This window comes from Priestia sp. MDV22-iso46, assembly GCF_058629175.1.
The window spans coordinates 2,190,879-2,209,252 of sequence record NZ_JBZVWT010000001.1 but is presented as its reverse complement, the minus strand read 5'-3'; the positions used below and the strand labels follow the sequence as shown (position 1 = coordinate 2,209,252).

The following is an 18,374-nucleotide window of genomic DNA, read 5'->3' as shown; positions in this document are numbered from 1 at the left end:
GGGATAAAGGATGGAAGGCATTCAAGAATATATTTTTAAATTAATCTTACACGGTGGAAACGGCAGAAGTTCAGCCATGGAAGCGATAGCAGCTGCCAAAAGCGGAAATTTTTCAGAAGCACGTGAAAAGCTTATACAAGCTGCAGAAGAATTAAATGCTGCTCATCATATCCAAACGTCGTTAATTCAAGGTGAAATTAGAGGGGAAAGCACAGAAATTTCTCTGCTCATGATTCATGCTCAAGATCATTTAATGAATGCGATGACGATAAAAGAAATGGCTACTGAATTTGTAGATTTATATGAAGCAATCAAAATTTCTGGGGGGATTACACTATGACAAAAGGTATTAAGATTGTAACGATTGGCGGAGGTTCAAGCTATACGCCTGAACTAATAGAAGGATTTATTAAACGATACGATGAACTTCCAGTTCGAGAACTGTGGCTAGTAGACGTTGAAGAAGGAAAAGAAAAGCTAGAGATTGTTGGTAATTTGGCGAAACGAATGGTGAAAAAATCAGGTTTGCCAATTAATGTTCATTTAACGTTAGATCGAAGAGAAGCACTAAAAGATGCGGATTTCGTAACGACTCAATTTCGCGTTGGTTTGTTAGATGCACGAGCGAAAGATGAAAGAATACCGCTTAAATACGGGGTGCTTGGTCAAGAAACAAATGGACCGGGCGGATTATTTAAAGGACTTCGCACGATTCCCGTTATTTTAGATATCTGCCGTGACATTGAAGAGTTATGTCCAGAAGCTTGGCTGATTAACTTCACAAATCCTGCAGGTATGGTAACAGAAGCTGTGCTCCGCTATAGTAACATTAAAAAGATTGTAGGGCTTTGTAATGTACCAATCGGAATGGAAATGGGGATTGCTAAGCTGCTTGATGTAGATCACTCCCGCATTCGAATTGATTTTGCTGGTTTAAATCACATGGTCTATGGATTAGATGTATATGTAGATGGTGTAAGCGTTAAAGATCAAGTTATTGATTTATTGAGTGATCCAACTAACAGCAGCTTTGTGAAAAATGTAGCGGGACTTGGATGGGAGCCAGAATTTACAAAAGCCCTAAATGCGTTAACGTGTCCATATCACATGTACTATTATAAAACGCGTGAAATGGTAGAAAAAGAGCTTATTAATTATGAAAAAGGTGAAACGAGAGCAGAAGTCGTAAAACAGTTGGAAAAAGAGCTGTTCGAACTGTATAAAGATCCTAATCTAGACATTAAACCGCCTCAATTAGAACAGCGCGGCGGAGCCTATTATAGTGATGCAGCCGTTCGATTGATTACATCCATTTACACGGATAAAGGCGATATTCAGCCCGTAAATACTATCAATAATGGTGCCATAGCAAGCATTCCTGCTGATTCTGCCGTAGAAGTAAGCTGTATTATTACAAAAGATGGACCGAAGCCAATTTCAGTCGGCGACCTTCCTGTACCTGTACGAGGTCTTGTTCAAACAATTAAGTCATTTGAGCGTGTTGCAGCTGAAGCAGCAGTGACCGGAGATTATGACAAAGCTATTTTAGCATTAACCATTAATCCTCTTGTGGCTTCTGATAAGCTAGCTAAGCAAATTGTCGATGAGATGCTAGAAGCTCATAAAGATTACTTGCCTCAATTTTTTAAAACGGTTCAAGCTTAAAATCAAGCTGTGCGAATACAGTACGTATTCGCACAGCTTTTTTTCTATTTGTAAAGCTAGATTTCTGCCACCATCAATGTAACAATATAAAATAGAAACGGACAGCAAAGGGTGGCTAGAAATGATTCATTTATTAATTATGATGGTAGAACGAGTCGGAGTTATTGTCATCTTAGGTTTTTTGCTAGCACATACAAAAGTTTTTCGGCAATTTCTCCGTAAACAGCAAGGATATAAAGGGAAAGCTGTACTTATTTTTATTTTTTCTCTTTTTAGCATTATTAGTAACTACACGGGAATTGAAATTCAAGGAACAATTATTCGAAATGAAGACTTATTATTAAAAGTAGATCCATCAAGCTCGATTGCAAATACACGAATTATGGGTGTGGAAATGGGCGGTCTGCTTGGCGGTCCATTTGTTGGTTTAGGAGTAGGAATACTTGCTGGCGTTCATCGCTTTATGTTAGGAGGGAGTACGGCGTTTAGCTGTGCAGTTTCATCCGTTTTAGCAGGGGTGTTAACTGGATATATCGGCTATGCCTACCGGAAAAAACATCGAACGATTACACCGCGCTTTGCTGCACTTGTAGGCATAGCGATGGAAACGCTTCAGATGCTGATTATTTTATTATTTGCTAAACCGTTTGATTCGGCATGGACGCTAGTGAGTATTATTGCTATTCCAATGATTATTGTAAATGGCACGGGAAGCTATATTTTCTTATCTATCATTCAGTCCATTTTACGGCAAGAGGAACAAATGAGAGCGCTCCAGACACACAAAGTATTATTAATCGCGGATCAAACTCTTCCACATTTTCGTCAGGGTCTTACTAGTGAATCATGTGAAAATGTTGCAAATATTATTCATCGCTTCACAGGTACGGATGCTGTTTCGCTAACTGATACGCACAAAATTTTAGCTCATGTAGGGGAAGGAATTGATCATCACGTTCCTTCGCATAGTTTAATTACCGGGCTGTCTCACGAAGTGCTGAAGACAGGAAAAATTATGAAAGCAAAATCGAGAGAACAAATTGATTGTCAGCATAAAGACTGCCCGCTTCATGCCGCTATTGTGATGCCGCTTACTTCTCACGGTACTACCATTGGAACACTAAAAATGTACTTTAAAGATGCGAGCGGGTTAAGCCGGGTGGAGGAAGAGCTGGCAGAAGGATTGGCTAAACTTTTTTCAACTCAGCTAGAGCTCGGCGAAGCAGAGCTTCGAAGTAAATTGCTAAAAGATGCGGAGATTAAAGCTTTACAGGCACAGGTGAATCCTCACTTTTTATTTAATGCCATTAATACGATATCGGCGCTGTGCAGACAGGACGTAGAAAAAACCAGAAAGCTGCTTTTGCAGTTAAGCATTTATTTTCGTTCCAATTTGCAAGGTGCAAGGCAGCTGTTGATTCCGTTATCAAAAGAGCTTGATCATGTCCACGCGTACTTATCGCTTGAACAAGCCAGGTTCCCTAATAAATACGAAATTGACATGTATATTGAAGAAGGGCTAGATGATGTCTTGCTTCCGCCATTTATTCTTCAAGTGCTTGTGGAAAATGCCATTCGGCACGCGTTTCCGCGTAAACAAAAGCACTGTCGCGTAGAAGTTTATATTGAGACAAAAGATAAATATGTATACGTAAAGGTAAAAGACAATGGACAAGGTATAGACACAAAACGATTGCAAATGCTTGGCAATCAGCCCGTTTTTTCAGAAAAAGGAACGGGGACGGCTCTTTACAATATTAAACAACGTTTGCATGGATTGTTTGGAAAAGAAACAACGCTGGAGTTTGACGTAACAGAAGGAACAGCGGTTTCGTTTGTTATACCAATTGAATTAAAAAGCGAGGGTATGTAATATGCTGCGAGTACTAATAGTAGATGATGAAATGTTAGCGCGAGATGAATTAAAATATTTATTACATCGAACGAAAGAAGTAGACTTCATTGAAGAAGCTGAAAGTATCGAAGAGGCGTTGGATAAAATGATGGATGAAAAGCCGGATTTATTATTTTTAGATATACAATTGTCAGATGACAGCGGTTTTGATATTGCTAAAAGGCTTAAAAAAATGAAAAATCCGCCAGCTATTATATTTGCAACCGCGTACGATCAGTACGCTTTACAAGCCTTTGAAGTAGATGCAATTGATTACATTTTGAAGCCTTTTGATGAAGAAAGAGTGATGCAGGCTATTCATAAATATAAAAAAATGCGTGTTCCTCATCCCGCTGTAAAAGAAGAAGAATCGATAGGAGAGTCTTCTTCTCAAACTGGAAAGTTAGCGATTTCTGTAGATGATTCGATTGTGTTGGTGAGTATAAAGGACATCTTGTTTGTAGGATTAATAGAAGGAGAAGTCACCATTCAGACCATAACAGAATCCTACCATACTGCTGATACGCTTGCTATGCTAGAAAAAAAGCTCCCTTCTCAGTCGTTTAGTCGTGTGCACAGGGGGTATATCGTCAACGTAAATCATATTTCCGAAGTACAGCCTTGGTTTAATTCTACGTATAATTTAGTAATGAAAAACGATGAGCGAGTTCCTGTCAGCCGTACATATGCTAAAGAATTGAAGAAACGTTTAGGAATTTAAGGAAAAAGCAGCTTGCGTATGCATTTTGGCAAGCTGTTTTTTGCATTTCAAGGCTCGATTTTTGTAAGTGAGCACAAATATTTGACTCTTTAATTTGAAAACGCTTTCTTATTGATTTTCATTTTATATAATGAAGTCAACAAACAGAGAGAGGTGAAAGAAATGAGTGCTAAAAAAGTGTATGGCTTTTTAACACAAGCATTTATTTTTTCCGTAATTATGTTGATTTCAGATTTTATTGCAGAGCATTTGCCTTTTCCAATGCCTGCTTCAGTCATTGGACTTGTGCTGTTATTTCTTGCACTCTGCTTGAAGATTATTAAACTAGAGCAAGTTGAATCACTGGGAACGGCTTTAACTTCTTTGATCGGATTTTTATTTGTACCAGCAGGTATTTCTGTTATGAATTCATTAGGTGTTATGCAGCAGTACGGCATTCAAATTTGTTTAGTTATTATCGTGGCAACGATTATTTTGTTAGGCGTTACAGGCTTATTTTCACAGCTTATACTTGGCATGACAAAAGATAATAAAGCAAAAGAAGAAATAAAAGATGCAGATATGAGTGAAAAAACGAAAAAACAAGGTATTGCTTAACATCAATTATAAAGAGACAAGGTGGTTGGAAAGATGAATCCGTATTTTGGAATCGTGGTTTCTTTAGCTGCGTACGGCATTGGAACGTATTTATTTAAAAAGTCAAAAGGTTTTTTCTTATTTACTCCTTTATTTGTGGCAATGGTACTCGGAATTGCTTTTTTGAAAATTGGTCATTTTTCTTATGAGGAATATAGCAGCGGCGGGAAGATTATCAGCTTCTTTTTAGAACCGGCAACAATTGCTTTTGCCATCCCTTTATATAAGCAAGCCGATAAATTAAAAAAGTACTGGTGGCAAATTCTTTCTTCTATTGCGGTAGGGTCAGTTTGTTCGGTAGCGATTATTTTTGCGATTGCTAAAGGTATTCATATGGATGAAGTTGTGATGAAATCAATGCTTCCACAAGCAGCTACAACAGCGATTGCGCTGCCATTGTCTCAAGATATTGGAGGGATTCCTGCTATTACTTCCTTTGCTGTTATTTTTAATGCAGTCATCGTATATGCGCTGGGCGCTTTATTTTTAAAAGTATTCAAGGTGAAGAATCCAATTTCGAAAGGATTAGCTCTTGGAACTTCTGGGCATGCGCTGGGAGTAGCCGTAGGGATTGAAATGGGAGAAGTAGAGGCAGCCATGGCAAGTATTGCAGTTGTTATTGTAGGCGTTGTCACAGTTGCCGTTATTCCACTTTTTGTTCAGCTAGTCATGTAACAAAAGCCTGAAGGAGTCAGAGATTTTCTGACTCCTTCAGGCTTTTGTTTGTTAATTAATACACCACTCCAAAATGTCGTGATGCGCAGTTTTGACAGGTTGTATGGTCAAAAAGACTCTCAGGAATGATAAATTCAAAACAAAATTGACATTGTTTGAATTGACTTTGTCTATAAAACATTGTCTCTAAGAAAATAGCTGTAATATGTTCAGTTATGTGCTTATGGGAACGTTGTTCTAAAGTAGACCATGGAATAGACTGATGCTCTATGTAAATCGGACAGGAAGTATAGGGTGTATCCCATTGAATGGCTTGATATCCAAACGTAAGGCCATGATGAGCTGCTGATGTAAATATGATTAGGTTTTGATGGAATTCTGGCAGAGGTAATTCTAGTTTTTGATCTTTAAGCGATCTCGTTTTGGAATGAAGGTTATACAATTTAATTTGAAAATGAATCCACTGAGTGGCGTGAACGGTTATTGACATGTTTTAAACCTCCAATTCAGACTCTTTCTTTTATCATAATTGATTTCAAAATAAATAAATAGTAGGCAAAAAGAAGATAACAAAATTTTATATAGATTACTTATAAGGCGTAGGGAAAGGTGATATAAGCATAGCATCCTTTTTTCTACCCCTTTTTAAAGTATAGTAATCTTCTATATAAAAGCTTGCTTTCAACGAATGGTATCGGCGTATTCATACGCTTTAAACAGATTTTAATGTTAGAAGTTATAACAAGGTTCATTTCTTTTAGAGAAGTTTATGAAATAATAAAAACTGTATATTTTACGGTCTGAATCTATGTGTTGGAGGTTTTTATATGACAAAACAAAAGCTGGTATTAATCGGAAATGGAATGGCAGGAATGCGCTGTATTGAAGAAATTCTTATTCATTCTCCAGATTGTTTTGATATTACTGTTTTTGGAAGTGAGCCTCACGTTAACTATAATCGAATTTTATTATCAACCGTTTTACAAGGCAGTACAAAGCTTGAAGATATCAATATTCATTCTTTGGCATGGTATAAGGAAAATAATATCACTTTATTTAAAGGAGAAAGCGTTACGCACATAGACACCAAGAGAAAAATAATAACAACAGATAAAAACAGAGAGACGAGGTACGACAAGCTTATTATTGCTACTGGTTCGAGCCCGTATATGCTCCCCGTTAAAGGGTCTGACAAAGAAGGTGTCCTCGGTTTTCGTACCATCGAAGACTGTCAGGAAATGATTAAAATTTCTAAACAGTATAAAAAAGCAGCGGTTATTGGAGGGGGTCTGTTAGGGCTGGAAGCTGCTAGGGGACTATTGAATTTGGGAATGGATGTTCAAGTCATTCATCATTCGGGTTTCTTAATGGAGCGACAGTTAGACAGAGCAGCATCTGCTATGTTAAGAGAAGAATTAGAAAAGCAAGGCATGAGTTTTCTATTAAACAAACACACAGATGAGATTATAGGGGGAAATCGAGCAGAAGGCGTCCGATTTAACGATAGCAGCAAAATTGCAGCTGATTTAGTTGTAATGGCTACAGGAGTGAGGCCAAATGTTAATCTAGCTAAAAAAAGCGGAATAGAAACAAATAGAGCAATCATCGTAAACGATTATTTAGAAACGAGCATCCCGGATATCTATGCAGTAGGTGAATGCGCTGAACATCGAGGGATGACATACGGCCTTGTTGCTCCTCTTTACGAACAAGGAAAAGTCTTAGCGCGACACCTTTGCCAAATAAAAAACGATGGTTATCGCGGGTCCGTTCTTTCCACTCAATTAAAAATATCAGGAATAGACGTTTACTCAGTCGGAGAGTTCAAGGAAAATCAAGGTGCAAAAGCCATTACGATTTCGAATATGTTAGATGGTATATACAAAAAAGTCGTTTTTCGCGAAGGGAAAATAGTGGGAGCTGTTCTTTTTGGAGATACCAGTGAGGCTATAAAGCTATCACAAATGATTAATGAAAAAAAGGATTTGTCGCAAGCGGAAAAAGTACAATTATTTCCTTCTCAACATGAAAAAGAAAATGCAGTAACTTCTATGCCACTTACGGGTATCATATGCAACTGTAACGGTGTAACAAAGGGAGCCATTATTGAAGCAGTACAGAAAAATGATTTAACGACAGTAGATGAAATAAAAAATTGCACGAAAGCTTCTGGTTCATGTGGAGGATGCAAACCCCTTGTAACAGATCTTTTAACATATATTCAAAGCGATGAGTTTGATGAAATCATTGAACAAAAAACCTTTTGTACATGTACACATTTATCAGAAGATGAGCTGGTAAGAGAAATGCAGCAATATCAATTTGAGACGGTTCAGCAAGTAAGAGAAATATTAAAGTTTAAAGACATGAAAGGCTGTTCGTTATGTGAAGGCGGTCTTCATTACTATTTAGATATGATGAATCCTCATTATGAAAACAATCGACATTCTTTATTTACTACGGAGAATGAACAGGCCGTTTTGCTTCACGATGGGACTTATGCAGTGGTACCGCAAATTCACGGTGGTCTGACAAATGTACAGGAATTAAGGAACATAGCAAATGTAGCTGAAAGGTACAACATCTCTAATATTCGTTTAACAAGTGATCAGCGCATTCAACTTATTGGAGTGAAAAAAGAATATCTTCCGTTGATAAGTGAGGAAATAGATAGAGGACTTCAGCAGCTATATGAACGTACAGTTAAAAATGTATCTGTTTATATAGGAAAAGGAACGTGTATTTGTCAGTATGAACCTGCTCTTGCTTTATCAAATGAATTAGATAAACAGCTTGAATATGTAAAGACCCCATGTGATATCAAAATCAGTATTGCTTCGTGCTCTCACATTTCAGAGAATGTAACAACAAGTGATATAGGATTAAGAAGAATAGACAGAGGATGGGAAATATATGCCGGCGGAAGCAGCGCAGAAGCCAGAAGCGGGGAGCTGTTTTATGTGGCCGAAACAAACGAAGAAGCAGTAGAAATCAGCTGTTCTTTGATTCAATATTACCGTGAAACGGGGAACTATTTAGAAACTGTCGGGAGCTGGATCGAGCGAGTAGGAATTGTTCATGTCAGAGAAGTTTTGTTTGAGGTAGACAATCGAGAGTATTTAATGAAGCGGCTCAGCTCAGAACGCTCTCGTGCAATCACATATTTATTATAGGAAAGAAGGGTGACCTACGATGACTGAGATGCTATTGAAATATTTTCGTGAGCAGCAAAAGCAAGTTGAAACCGAGCGTATCTATAATACTCAGTGTCCTTACTGCAGCATGCAGTGCAAAATGCAGTTAGTTGAACAAACACATGTAAAAAGGAAAACGTATAAAACAATTGGAACAGATAACCCTACCTCTCAAGGAAGGTTATGTATCAAAGGAATGAATGCGCATCAGCATCCTTTGCATAAAGATCGGATTCAATATCCTTTATTAAAAGTAAACGGAGAGTTTGTAAAGATTTCTTGGAAAGAAGCTCTTCACTATATTAAAGAAAACGTTACAGAGATTCAAGAGAAGAATGGAGCAGATGCGCTAGGTGTTTATGGAAGTGCCTCTATTACAAATGAAGAAGCTTATTTATTAGGGAAATTTGCTCGAGTTGCGTTAAAAACAAAGTATATTGATTACAATGGACGCTTATGTATGTCGGCTGCTGCTTCTGCTGCTAGTAAAACATTTGGCATGGACAGAGGATTTACGAATAGCTTGCAAGAGATTCCGTTTACTGAATGTATTATGTTAGCTGGAACAAATATTGCGGAATGTCAGCCAACAATTATGCCTTATTTTGAGAAAGCAAAAGAAAACGGAGCTTTTATTATTGCAATTGATCCAAGAGAAACAGCTACAACTAAAATAGCTGATTTACACTTGAAACTTAAGCCGGGGAGCGACGCGGCATTAGCCAATGGAATCTTGAAGGTTCTTATCGAAGAAAATTATCTAGATGAACGATTTCTACAAGAACGTGTCAATGGATTTGAAGAAGTAATTCAATATGTGGTGTCTCTGGAATTTAATATCATTGAAGAAATAACGGGAGTGCCACTTGAAGAGATGTACCAAGCTGCCCGTATGTTTGGCCAAAGAAAAACGGGAATGATTTTTACCGCTAGAGGGGTAGAGCAGCAAACAGACGGAAGTGCTGCGGTGCAAAATTTTTTGAATATTCTACTTTCTGTCGGGAAAATTGGTAAACCTCGCTGCGGATATGGGGCCATTACTGGTCAAGGAAATGGGCAAGGAGCCCGAGAGCATGGTCAAAAAGCGGATCAGCTTCCAGGCTACCGTTCAATCGAAAACCACGAGCACCGGATGTATATAGCGGATGTGTGGAACATAGAGGAGAAAGATCTTCCTAGAAAAGGTGTTTCTGCATATGAGATGATTGAAAAAATTCATGATGGTGAAATTAAAGGGTTGTTTTTGATGTGTTCAAATCCAGCAGTTTCAAATCCAAACGCTAATTTTGTTAAGAAGGCTTTTGAAAAGCTTGAATTTCTAGTAGTAGCAGATATGTTTGAATCAGAAACGGCAAAATTAGCAAACTTGATCTTACCAGCATCTTCCTACTTGGAAGATGAAGGAACCATGACAAATATAGAAGGAAGAGTTACATTACGCGAAGCTAGCTTTCCCTGCCATGGCGAAATCAAACACGACTGGGAAATACTATGTGAAATTGCTAAAGTTTTAGGAAAAGAGGAACATTTTTCATTTGCATCAGCTGAAGAAATATTTAATGAACTGCGAATAGCAAGTAAAGGAGGGATCGCCGATTACTCCGGTATTACGTACGAACGATTACGAGAGGAAAAAGGAATTTTATGGCCATGCAGAAGCTTAACAGATAAAGGAACCGAGCGCCTGTTTGAGACGCGTTTTGCTCATAGTGATGGAAAAGCGATGATGGTCCCTGTCTCGAATCAAGCTATTGTTCCTAAAGCAAAAATAACCGAAAAATATCCTCTCTATTTAACAACGGGGAGAGTGATGTCGCACTATTTAACGGGTGTACAAACGCGAAAAAGTGCGTCTTTATCTGCTAGAAATTTCGAATCTTTTATGGAAATCCACCCTTCAACAGCGAAAAAATATGAAATTTCGAATCAAGAATTAGTACAAATTGAATCTTCATATGGAAGGATTGTGGTAAGAAGCAAATTTTCAGAGGGCATTCGGCCAGATACCGTATTTGTTCCTTTTCACTGGGCGGATTCTCAAAATGTTAATAACCTTGTCTCTGAGAAATTAGATCCTGCCTGTAAGATGCCAGGGTTTAAAGTAAGTGCTGTGAATATTAGCCCTTCTGTAAAAAGAAGCAGCTATTAAAAATGCTGATGCAAAAAGCCTCTTGAAAAAAGAGGCTTTTTACATGGAATCAGGCAAGGTGCTTTTGGTTAATACGTACATCTTGTTTTTTGAATCCAGAATAATTCAGTAAGAGACAGAATAGGGCAAAAAGCGCTAGTAAGGAAAAACCGACAACGTAATCTCCGCTTGTATCTTTTATAAAGCCTAGCACAATAGGGGGAAAGAAGCCGCCTACTCCTCCGAATGCGCCTACGATCCCGGTAACAGCTCCAATATTTCCTGTTGAAACAGATGGGACCATTTTAAAAACAGCTCCATTTCCGATACCAAGAGTAATGGCTGCAAGTAAACAACCTACGCTAAATAAGGAGAAGGCAGTGATGGTAAATGCAATAAATAACCCTATTAGTAGCATTCCGGTAAAGACGAAGGTGAGTACTTTTTTTGCTCCGAAGACATCCGATAAATATCCTCCAAGAGGTCGTACAAACGTTGCTAGTACGACAAATCCAGCTGTTTTTAGCCCACTGTCTACAGTTGAAGCATTAAATTGATCATGCAAAATGGTAGGGAGATAGATGCTGAACGTTACAAATCCACCAAATGTTAAAAAATAGAAAATGGATAAAAACCACGTTTCTTTAAATTTTAATACCGATAAAGATTCCTGCAGCGTTTTGGGGGAAGCAGCAGAAGGCTGGTCTGAAGTTCCTACCCATAATAAAAGAGCCATTAAGGCTACCGCAATTGCTAAACTCCAAAATACCCAAGGCAAGCCAAAAGAAGAAAAGATAAGTGGAATACTAAAGCTTGCTACCGCCGATCCTAAGTTGCCCATCCCGGCAATTCCTAAAATAAAACCTTGCTTTTGAGGTGAATACCATTTAGAGACATATGTAATGGAAATAGCAAATGTTGTTCCAGCCATGCCGATAAAAAATGCCCAAAAGAGCAGCATGGAATAAGAATGAGTAAAGCCTGCACAAATGGTAGGGAGTAAAAGAGCCAGCATAGTCAAAGAATAGACTTTTCTTCCCCCGAAGCGATCTGTTAAAATCCCCATCGGAATTCGCATGAGGGAACCTAATAAGACGGGAGTGGCAATTAAGATACTTTTTTCAGCATTGGTTAATGAATACATCACTTGAATATCTGCAGCGATAGGCGCGAAGACAGACCATACTGAAAAAGCAATAATCATAGATAAAGTCGAGATAAGAAGTACAGATAAGGGCCGTTTAGAAAACATTGCTTAAAAACCTCCTTTTTTATATGCAGCGTAAAGCTGTTGCAATATGGTAATTATGATACTACGCTTTCTTTCTTATGTATCATTCTGTGTTAGGTTTTCTTCCGTACTTTTGCTGAAGAACGGACGCAGATAAAAGTGGAGAGATAACTTAGACTTACACTCTATCTAAGTGCTGATGAAGAAACGGTTAAAAAGCTTTGAAAGAACAGTAAGTAGAAATATTGTCGAAAGAATGGAAGAAAAATTGAAATTAGAAGAGATTAATAGAGTAAGCATCTATAAATTTGTGCTATCGAATTATAGCGAAATAAAAAATAATTCATATTTTATATAGAACACAAATTTTTGAAATAGAAGGTGGAAAAAGTGACAGAAAAGCATCCTCTTTCAGGTTATAAAAAGGATGATAACGGAGTGCTCTGGATATGGAGTTACGTTGGACAGGCTAGAGTGAAAATGGGGTATAAAGTAAAAAGTCTGCTTCACTATGAGCAATCTTCCTATCAACAAATCAGTATTGTGGATACAAAATGGTATGGGAAAATGTTGGTGCTAGATGGTACTCCACAAATTTCAACAGGAGAAGGGTTTATTTATAATGAAATGATTAGCCATGTGCCAATTATAACGCATTCAAATCCCAAAAAAGTTGCGATGATTGGCGGAGGAGACTGCGGTCCTGCACGGGAGGCCATGAAGTATGACGGAATTCAACAAATTGATGTAGTCGAAATCGATCCAAAAGTTACAGAAATCTGCCGCACATGGCTAACTCCGGCTTCTTGTTATGATGGTGAAACCAGGCTCAATATGATACATCGCGATGGAATAGATTGGATTCAAGAACACAAGGGAGTTTATGATGTTCTCATAATTGATCGGCCTGACCCTGTTGGACCGGGAAAAAAACTATTTCAACCTGATTTTTATCAATATGTCTACAACAGCCTTAAGGATGATGGCGTGGTTGTTTTTCAATCAGGATCTCCTTACTACAATACTTCTACATTACAAGGCACAATTAAAAATCTAAAGGAGCTATTTCCAATTGTCCGCACATATTTAGTGACTATACCTCTTTTCCCTTGCGGCATTTGGAGTTTTACGATTGCTTCTAAAAAAATGGATCCTCTTCAGGCCGATTTGACGAAGCTAGAGCATACAGATACTCAATATATTGATCCTGAAATTTTCCGTGCATCATTTGTTTTACCTAAATATATAAAAGAAATAGTAGACGGAAAAGATTCCTAAAAACTAAGTAGCGACGAATGTTTGTTGAAAGTCATCAATAATCTCGGAAAATATATTTGTTATAGTAGTTCTGTGTTTGCTGCGCAGGGTCCGGGATAATTCAATTTGAAATGTATTAAAATTATGACTGTAACCTAAATAGCCGCTGTTGTCGCCTTGTCTGTGAAAGGCAATTGATTCGTTTCCAACAAATTTATTATCAAATATTACATGGATTTTCGGGAACGAATCTTCAGATTTTTTAGTCAGCACCTGTTGAAACCAATCTTTAACTTCCTTTGAGCAAGATTGTCCATATAAAGTCCCGACTTCAATTGCATAAGGTCCGTAATGTGTATCCTTCATTCCATGAAAAGATAAATGCAAATAGGGCGTTAGAAGGCGATTATTACTATCTGCTATTTTTAAATATTTAACAATTTCTTGGATTGTTCTTCTATATTCATGTATCCCCTCATGGTTTGTTTCATTTAGATTTCTATTTAAATCTGCTATGGTTCTGGAAACCGTACTAACGATTCCTGCACATCCTGTTTTCTTGACTAAATTTTCTACAACTTTATCCGTAAATAAATCAGCAGCAGGTGGTTCTGCATGAAGTGCATCCACATGACAGCTTATAAAACCAGTTCCTTTGTTGTATTTTAAGTAGTTTCCATGAATGAATTTTAATGTCATTGACTATTTCTCCTTTTATATCGTTTGAAATCTATCCTTTCTATAATAAATGCAGTAAAAATAAAATCGGTGAATTATTACACGTGTTAAATACATACATAAAAAGTTTTTAGAGATGGTGGAGATAAATAGATAAATGTACAGGATTATTTTGAATAGTTACATACTATATGAGTAGCTGATTATTGTTATAGGGCATTAAAGTAGCAAAATACGATAGAAAGTTCTAATTAGGAGGCTTTAAAATGGATCCAATGAGAGAAGAGTTAGGGATATTATCTGATAAAGAAATGACGTTGCAAACTCTTAATCTGAATAATATACCGTCTGTTGAATTAGTTGACCCCAAAACCTGTTCATATCCAGTGATAGGGAGGAAGTATGGTCACCATAGCGGAAGAGATATTGTTATCGTAAATACAAAGGATCAAGCAATATATGAAGGATATGACTATTTTACGAAAATATATGCAATAGACAAAGAATATTGTCTAGAAGTAGAAGGACTGAGCGTAAAAACAGTACAAGTAGTGACCAGTGAACATGTTGTATTTAATGAAATACCCATTCGAACGCAAGCCTTCGGCTGGAAATTAGAACAGGTAAACGGCATGGATGTACCGGAAATGCTGGTGAACGTAGCCATTCGAGCGCTCTACGTAACGGGAGCTAAAAGCGGCTTTGTCAAAATGGGGGTATTAGAAAATGGAGAGTGTATCGTCACAGATATTAACTCATCAGAAAGTGAATGGATAGAAAATCCATTAAAGCCTAGCGTTCCTTTTAGCATGGGTGCTGACGTTGAGTTTATGTTAAGTTGTGATGGAGAGCTTCTACCAGCTTCTACTTTTTTTTCTGTTGAAGGTCCGGTAGGCTGTGATGAAAGACAAATAGAGCAAGATAGCGGTGAGTATGCATTAGTAGAAGTTAGGCCTGAAAAAGCAAATTCATCAACAGAACTATTTGAGAATATCCAAAAGTTAATAGAAAAAGCATCTGCACAGGTACCATATGAAAATATTCATTTTCGGGCAGGCAGCATGCCGTTTTCAGGGTATCAATGTGGAGGACATATTCATTTTGGTATTCCGCTTTCTTTATCCTTATTAAGAGCTCTTGACCACTACCTTGCTATTCCAGTAGCGCTGATAGAAGAATCTAAGACCGCTAAACTCAGACGGAAAACGAACCATGGAGGTCTTGGACGCTATCGTGAGAAATCGTATGGATTTGAGTATTTAACTTTAAGCTCTTGGATTATCGACCCTAGAATTACTCTCTCCACTTTAGCTCTTGCTCAGCTAGTTGCTACCCATCATCATGAATTAAAAAGCGAATTTTTATTTCATCCACTTACGCAGCGTGCCTACTATCAAGGGAATAAAATCTTTCTTAAACGAATGTGGAAAGATATCAAAGCCAATCTTATGAAAACATCCAGCTATCCACACTATCAAAATGAACTATCTTTTCTATTTGAAATGATAGAAAAAGAAATTCCTTGTGATGAATCAAATGATATTCGCCGGAATTGGAATGTAACGATTTCTAAAGAAATCTATGACCGCGGACATATTATCCAAATCCCCAAAAAGCTCCGTTTAAAATACGGCCTCAAAGAGGGGCAGTCTACGATGGTTAGTGCAGGAAAGGCAATATCAACTGCAACTGTTCATTCTTATCCTTTTTCATTTCGCCATCCAAATATGGTTCAACTCTCTAAATCTCTCCGTGATAAACTATCTCTCCCGAAAGATTGGTGCCCCAAGCTATCAGCTTCAGAAGGCATCATAACTTTAGGTCCTATCATTGGCATTCTTGCTAACCGTCCTTTTGAAAGACAAACAACCTATTTCCATCATCTATGTCGCTTAGCAAATGAAAAGCGAATGCTTGTATATGTGTTTGAACCCGAAGATATTGATTGGGAGAAAAAATTGGTTAAAGGAACAACCATTAACGGTGAAGGGCTTTTTCCTTTTCCTGCTGTTATCTATGACCGTTATTTCATAGATAGTAGAAAAAATATTTTAATAGATGAAGTAAGGGCAAAACTTCAGGCGATTTATAAAATTCCTTTTGTTAATTCTTCAAATTTGTTTCAGCTCACGGGAGATAAGTGGGCAACATATGAACTTCTTATGAAAGAATATGAAGAATTTCTTCCAGAGTCACGTCTCGTACAAAAATCTGCTGACATTGCAGAAATGCTTGATAGCTACGGAGAAGTCTATTTAAAACCGCTTGGCGGGGCCTTAAGTAAAGGAGTCATGCGTATCGTTCGCCGACCAACAGGCATCTTTTGGTTTGATCTTAATAAAAAAGAGCTGCATCAATTCAGTAATATGGAAGAATTATTTACTTTGCTCTCTCCTTTGATGAAAAACAATCCTTATCTTGTTCAAGAAGGAATTCGCAGAAAACAGCATAAAGATAAAAATTTAGAAATACGGGTTTATATGCAAAAAAATGAAAAGCAAATTTGGCTTCGAACGGGTATGGTTGCGCGTCTCACTGGTGAAGATGTGCTAACGGAAGATTCTGAAACGAATATGCGCCTCAGTAAAATATTAAACAGTTTATATCCCGATCCAACAGACAGAAGGCTCATTATAAACCAATTAGCTAAAATATCTAAAAATATTGTTGCAACAGTAGAGGAGAAAGTGGGTCCTTTTGGGGAGCTGGCGGTAGATTTATGTATAGATCAGTACGGTTCCATAAAGTTACTTGAAATAAATGCAAAACCAGATAGTCTATTCTCACAAATTAGAGCCTACAAGCTGCGTACTTTGGCGGGGATTCGCCTGCTCAATTATGCGTCTTCACTGGCTGGCTACGAAGAAGAAAAGGAGGATTTAACATGAAGCACTTCACATTAAATAAAATCCTTAAACAAACGGGGGGAGACCTTTGTTATGGATCAGGAAATCCTGTTATTAAACATGCTATAAACTACGCTAAAAAGGATATAGAGGATCATACACTCATCTTTCATTTAGATAGAGAACCGATTAGAGGGAAGTATTGGAAAGAAAATCATTCAATTGTCGTTATAACAGATCACCCTGAGCTGTGCACGAACTTAGAGGGAAATATTATTCTTGTTAAAACAGCTCAATTAGAAGAGGCTTATTGGAAATTTATCGAATACTACCGAGGACTTTTTGATCTTCCTGTTATTGGTGTTACAGGAACTTGTGGAAAAACGACCACGAAAGAGATGATCCGACAAATATTAATTGAAGATTATAAAGTGAAAGCTACGTGGATGAGTATGAATTCTATGTCTGTAAATCTACGTTATTTAACAGGTATTGATGATACGACAGAAGTAGCTGTTTTTGAAATGCCGGTCGCTTATCCGGGCTATTTAAAAGTTGCGTGTCGCTACTTTCAGCCACAAATACGAATTCTATTAAATATAGGCGTGCACCATCTCGCTGATTGTGAAACACCTGAAGAATATATGAAAGCAAAAGCCGAAATTGTAGAAGGCTTAGATCCAAATAGCGGCATTTTGATTTTAAACGCAGATGATGAAAATATTAAGAGAGTGCTTGATGTTAGTCATCTTCAAGGTGTTGTATATATAGGTAAAGGTGATGATTCCCAATTTCAAGCAAAAGATATTAAATATGCTAAGGGAGGAATGGCTTTCACTTTAAAGTACCAAAACAAAGAGTACGATGCCTTTATCCCTGGATATGGTGAACATAATGTGTATAATGCACTGGCAGCCATTGCTGCAGTATTTTATGTGGGCGTTGATATTTCCGTTGCCATACAAAGACTTAGCTTATTTGAACAAGTAGAAGAACATTTGGAATTTAAAAGAGGACTGAATGAATGTACGGTAATTAACGACACATGGAACTCTTCACCTTTATCGATGGCTACAGCTCTTGGAGTTCTTAGTGATATGTCAAAAGAGAAACAGTCTATCGCTTTATTAGGCTACATGCCTCAACTAGGAGAAGGACCATATGCAATTAAACAATATGAAGATATGGGAAAAAAAGCAGCGGAATCCAAAATTGACATTCTAGTTGTAGTAGGAGATGAAGCAAAAGCTATTGGAACAGGAGCTTTAAAATGTGGAATGGACCCTAATAAAGTCTATTTTTGCAAGACTGGTGATGAAGTATACAATGTGCTAGCTCCATATTTAAATGAAAATACAATAATTTTATTAAAAGTAACGCACCGTGTTATGACAAAACCTACTTTTAAAGAATTAAGAAATAAACTTATTCCAGACAACGAAGAGTAAA

Annotated in this window: 14 protein-coding genes; 11 read left to right on the top strand and 3 right to left on the bottom strand. The window is 37.5% G+C overall.

Annotation, left to right across the window (positions count from 1 at the left end):
• The first annotated feature begins 10 nt into the window (after positions 1-10).
• The 6 genes from AC4NPH_RS11165 to lrgB all read left to right on the top strand — a co-directional run bounded on the left by AC4NPH_RS11165 (position 11) and on the right by lrgB (position 5,591).
• Positions 11-340, top strand: coding sequence for a PTS sugar transporter subunit IIA (locus AC4NPH_RS11165; RefSeq protein ID WP_063670569.1), 330 nt, complete (start codon positions 11-13; stop codon positions 338-340).
• Positions 337-1,665: a 6-phospho-beta-glucosidase gene (locus tag AC4NPH_RS11160; RefSeq protein ID WP_013055480.1), complete on the top strand. Its 1,329-nt coding sequence runs from the start codon at positions 337-339 to the stop codon at positions 1,663-1,665. The genes AC4NPH_RS11165 and AC4NPH_RS11160 overlap by 4 nt, the downstream gene beginning before the upstream one ends.
• Positions 1,666-1,786: 121 nt before the next feature.
• Positions 1,787-3,538, top strand: a complete 1,752-nt coding sequence (locus AC4NPH_RS11155) for a sensor histidine kinase (protein WP_097813385.1) — start codon at positions 1,787-1,789, stop codon at positions 3,536-3,538.
• Position 3,539: 1 nt separating this feature from the next.
• A complete protein-coding gene (locus AC4NPH_RS11150) occupies positions 3,540-4,280 on the top strand; it encodes a LytR/AlgR family response regulator transcription factor (RefSeq protein WP_013055482.1) in 741 nt (246 codons plus the stop codon).
• Positions 4,281-4,442: 162 nt separating this feature from the next.
• Entirely contained in the window at positions 4,443-4,877 is a 435-nt protein-coding gene (gene lrgA / locus AC4NPH_RS11145; protein ID WP_013055483.1) for an antiholin-like murein hydrolase modulator LrgA, read from the top strand.
• A 33-nt stretch (positions 4,878-4,910) separates the two neighbouring features.
• The gene (lrgB, locus tag AC4NPH_RS11140; protein WP_013055484.1) at positions 4,911-5,591 is read left to right on the top strand and encodes an antiholin-like protein LrgB; all 681 of its coding nucleotides are present in this window, start codon (positions 4,911-4,913) and stop codon (positions 5,589-5,591) included.
• Positions 5,592-5,646: 55 nt separating this feature from the next.
• Here lrgB and AC4NPH_RS11135 read toward each other — a convergent pair whose 3' ends face one another.
• The gene (locus AC4NPH_RS11135; protein WP_016763097.1) at positions 5,647-6,081 is read right to left on the bottom strand and encodes a hypothetical protein; all 435 of its coding nucleotides are present in this window, start codon (positions 6,079-6,081) and stop codon (positions 5,647-5,649) included.
• A 337-nt stretch (positions 6,082-6,418) separates the two neighbouring features.
• On the opposite strand from AC4NPH_RS11135, the gene nirB reads away from it, so the two are divergent.
• Both nirB and nasC read left to right on the top strand, forming a co-directional pair.
• On the top strand, positions 6,419-8,764 hold the full coding sequence (gene nirB / locus AC4NPH_RS11130; protein WP_013055485.1) for a nitrite reductase large subunit NirB: 2,346 nt from the start codon (positions 6,419-6,421) through the stop codon (positions 8,762-8,764).
• 19 nt (positions 8,765-8,783) lie between these two features.
• The gene (nasC, locus tag AC4NPH_RS11125) at positions 8,784-10,934 is read left to right on the top strand and encodes an assimilatory nitrate reductase catalytic subunit NasC (protein WP_097813384.1); all 2,151 of its coding nucleotides are present in this window, start codon (positions 8,784-8,786) and stop codon (positions 10,932-10,934) included.
• A gap of 49 nt (positions 10,935-10,983) precedes the next feature.
• Here nasC and AC4NPH_RS11120 read toward each other — a convergent pair whose 3' ends face one another.
• Positions 10,984-12,165 carry an MFS transporter gene (locus tag AC4NPH_RS11120; RefSeq protein WP_029324800.1) on the bottom strand — a complete coding sequence of 394 codons (1,182 nt, stop codon included), beginning with the start codon at positions 12,163-12,165 and terminating at the stop codon, positions 10,984-10,986.
• A gap of 369 nt (positions 12,166-12,534) precedes the next feature.
• Here AC4NPH_RS11120 and speE point away from each other — a divergent pair, with 369 nt between their 5' ends.
• Positions 12,535-13,422, top strand: a complete 888-nt coding sequence (gene speE, locus AC4NPH_RS11115; RefSeq protein WP_057274336.1) for a polyamine aminopropyltransferase — start codon at positions 12,535-12,537, stop codon at positions 13,420-13,422.
• Between the two features lie 3 nt (positions 13,423-13,425).
• Here the strand turns inward: speE and AC4NPH_RS11110 are convergent, their stop codons facing one another.
• Positions 13,426-14,100, bottom strand: coding sequence for a hypothetical protein (locus AC4NPH_RS11110; RefSeq protein ID WP_097813383.1), 675 nt, complete (start codon positions 14,098-14,100; stop codon positions 13,426-13,428).
• A gap of 245 nt (positions 14,101-14,345) precedes the next feature.
• On the opposite strand from AC4NPH_RS11110, the gene AC4NPH_RS11105 reads away from it, so the two are divergent.
• Complete coding sequence (locus tag AC4NPH_RS11105; protein WP_097813382.1) at positions 14,346-16,967, top strand: putative amidoligase domain-containing protein; 2,622 nt, start codon at positions 14,346-14,348, stop codon at positions 16,965-16,967.
• On the top strand, positions 16,964-18,373 hold the full coding sequence (locus AC4NPH_RS11100; RefSeq protein ID WP_061859574.1) for a Mur ligase family protein: 1,410 nt from the start codon (positions 16,964-16,966) through the stop codon (positions 18,371-18,373). Before AC4NPH_RS11105 ends, AC4NPH_RS11100 begins: the two co-directional genes overlap by 4 nt.
• Position 18,374 lies beyond the last annotated feature (1 nt).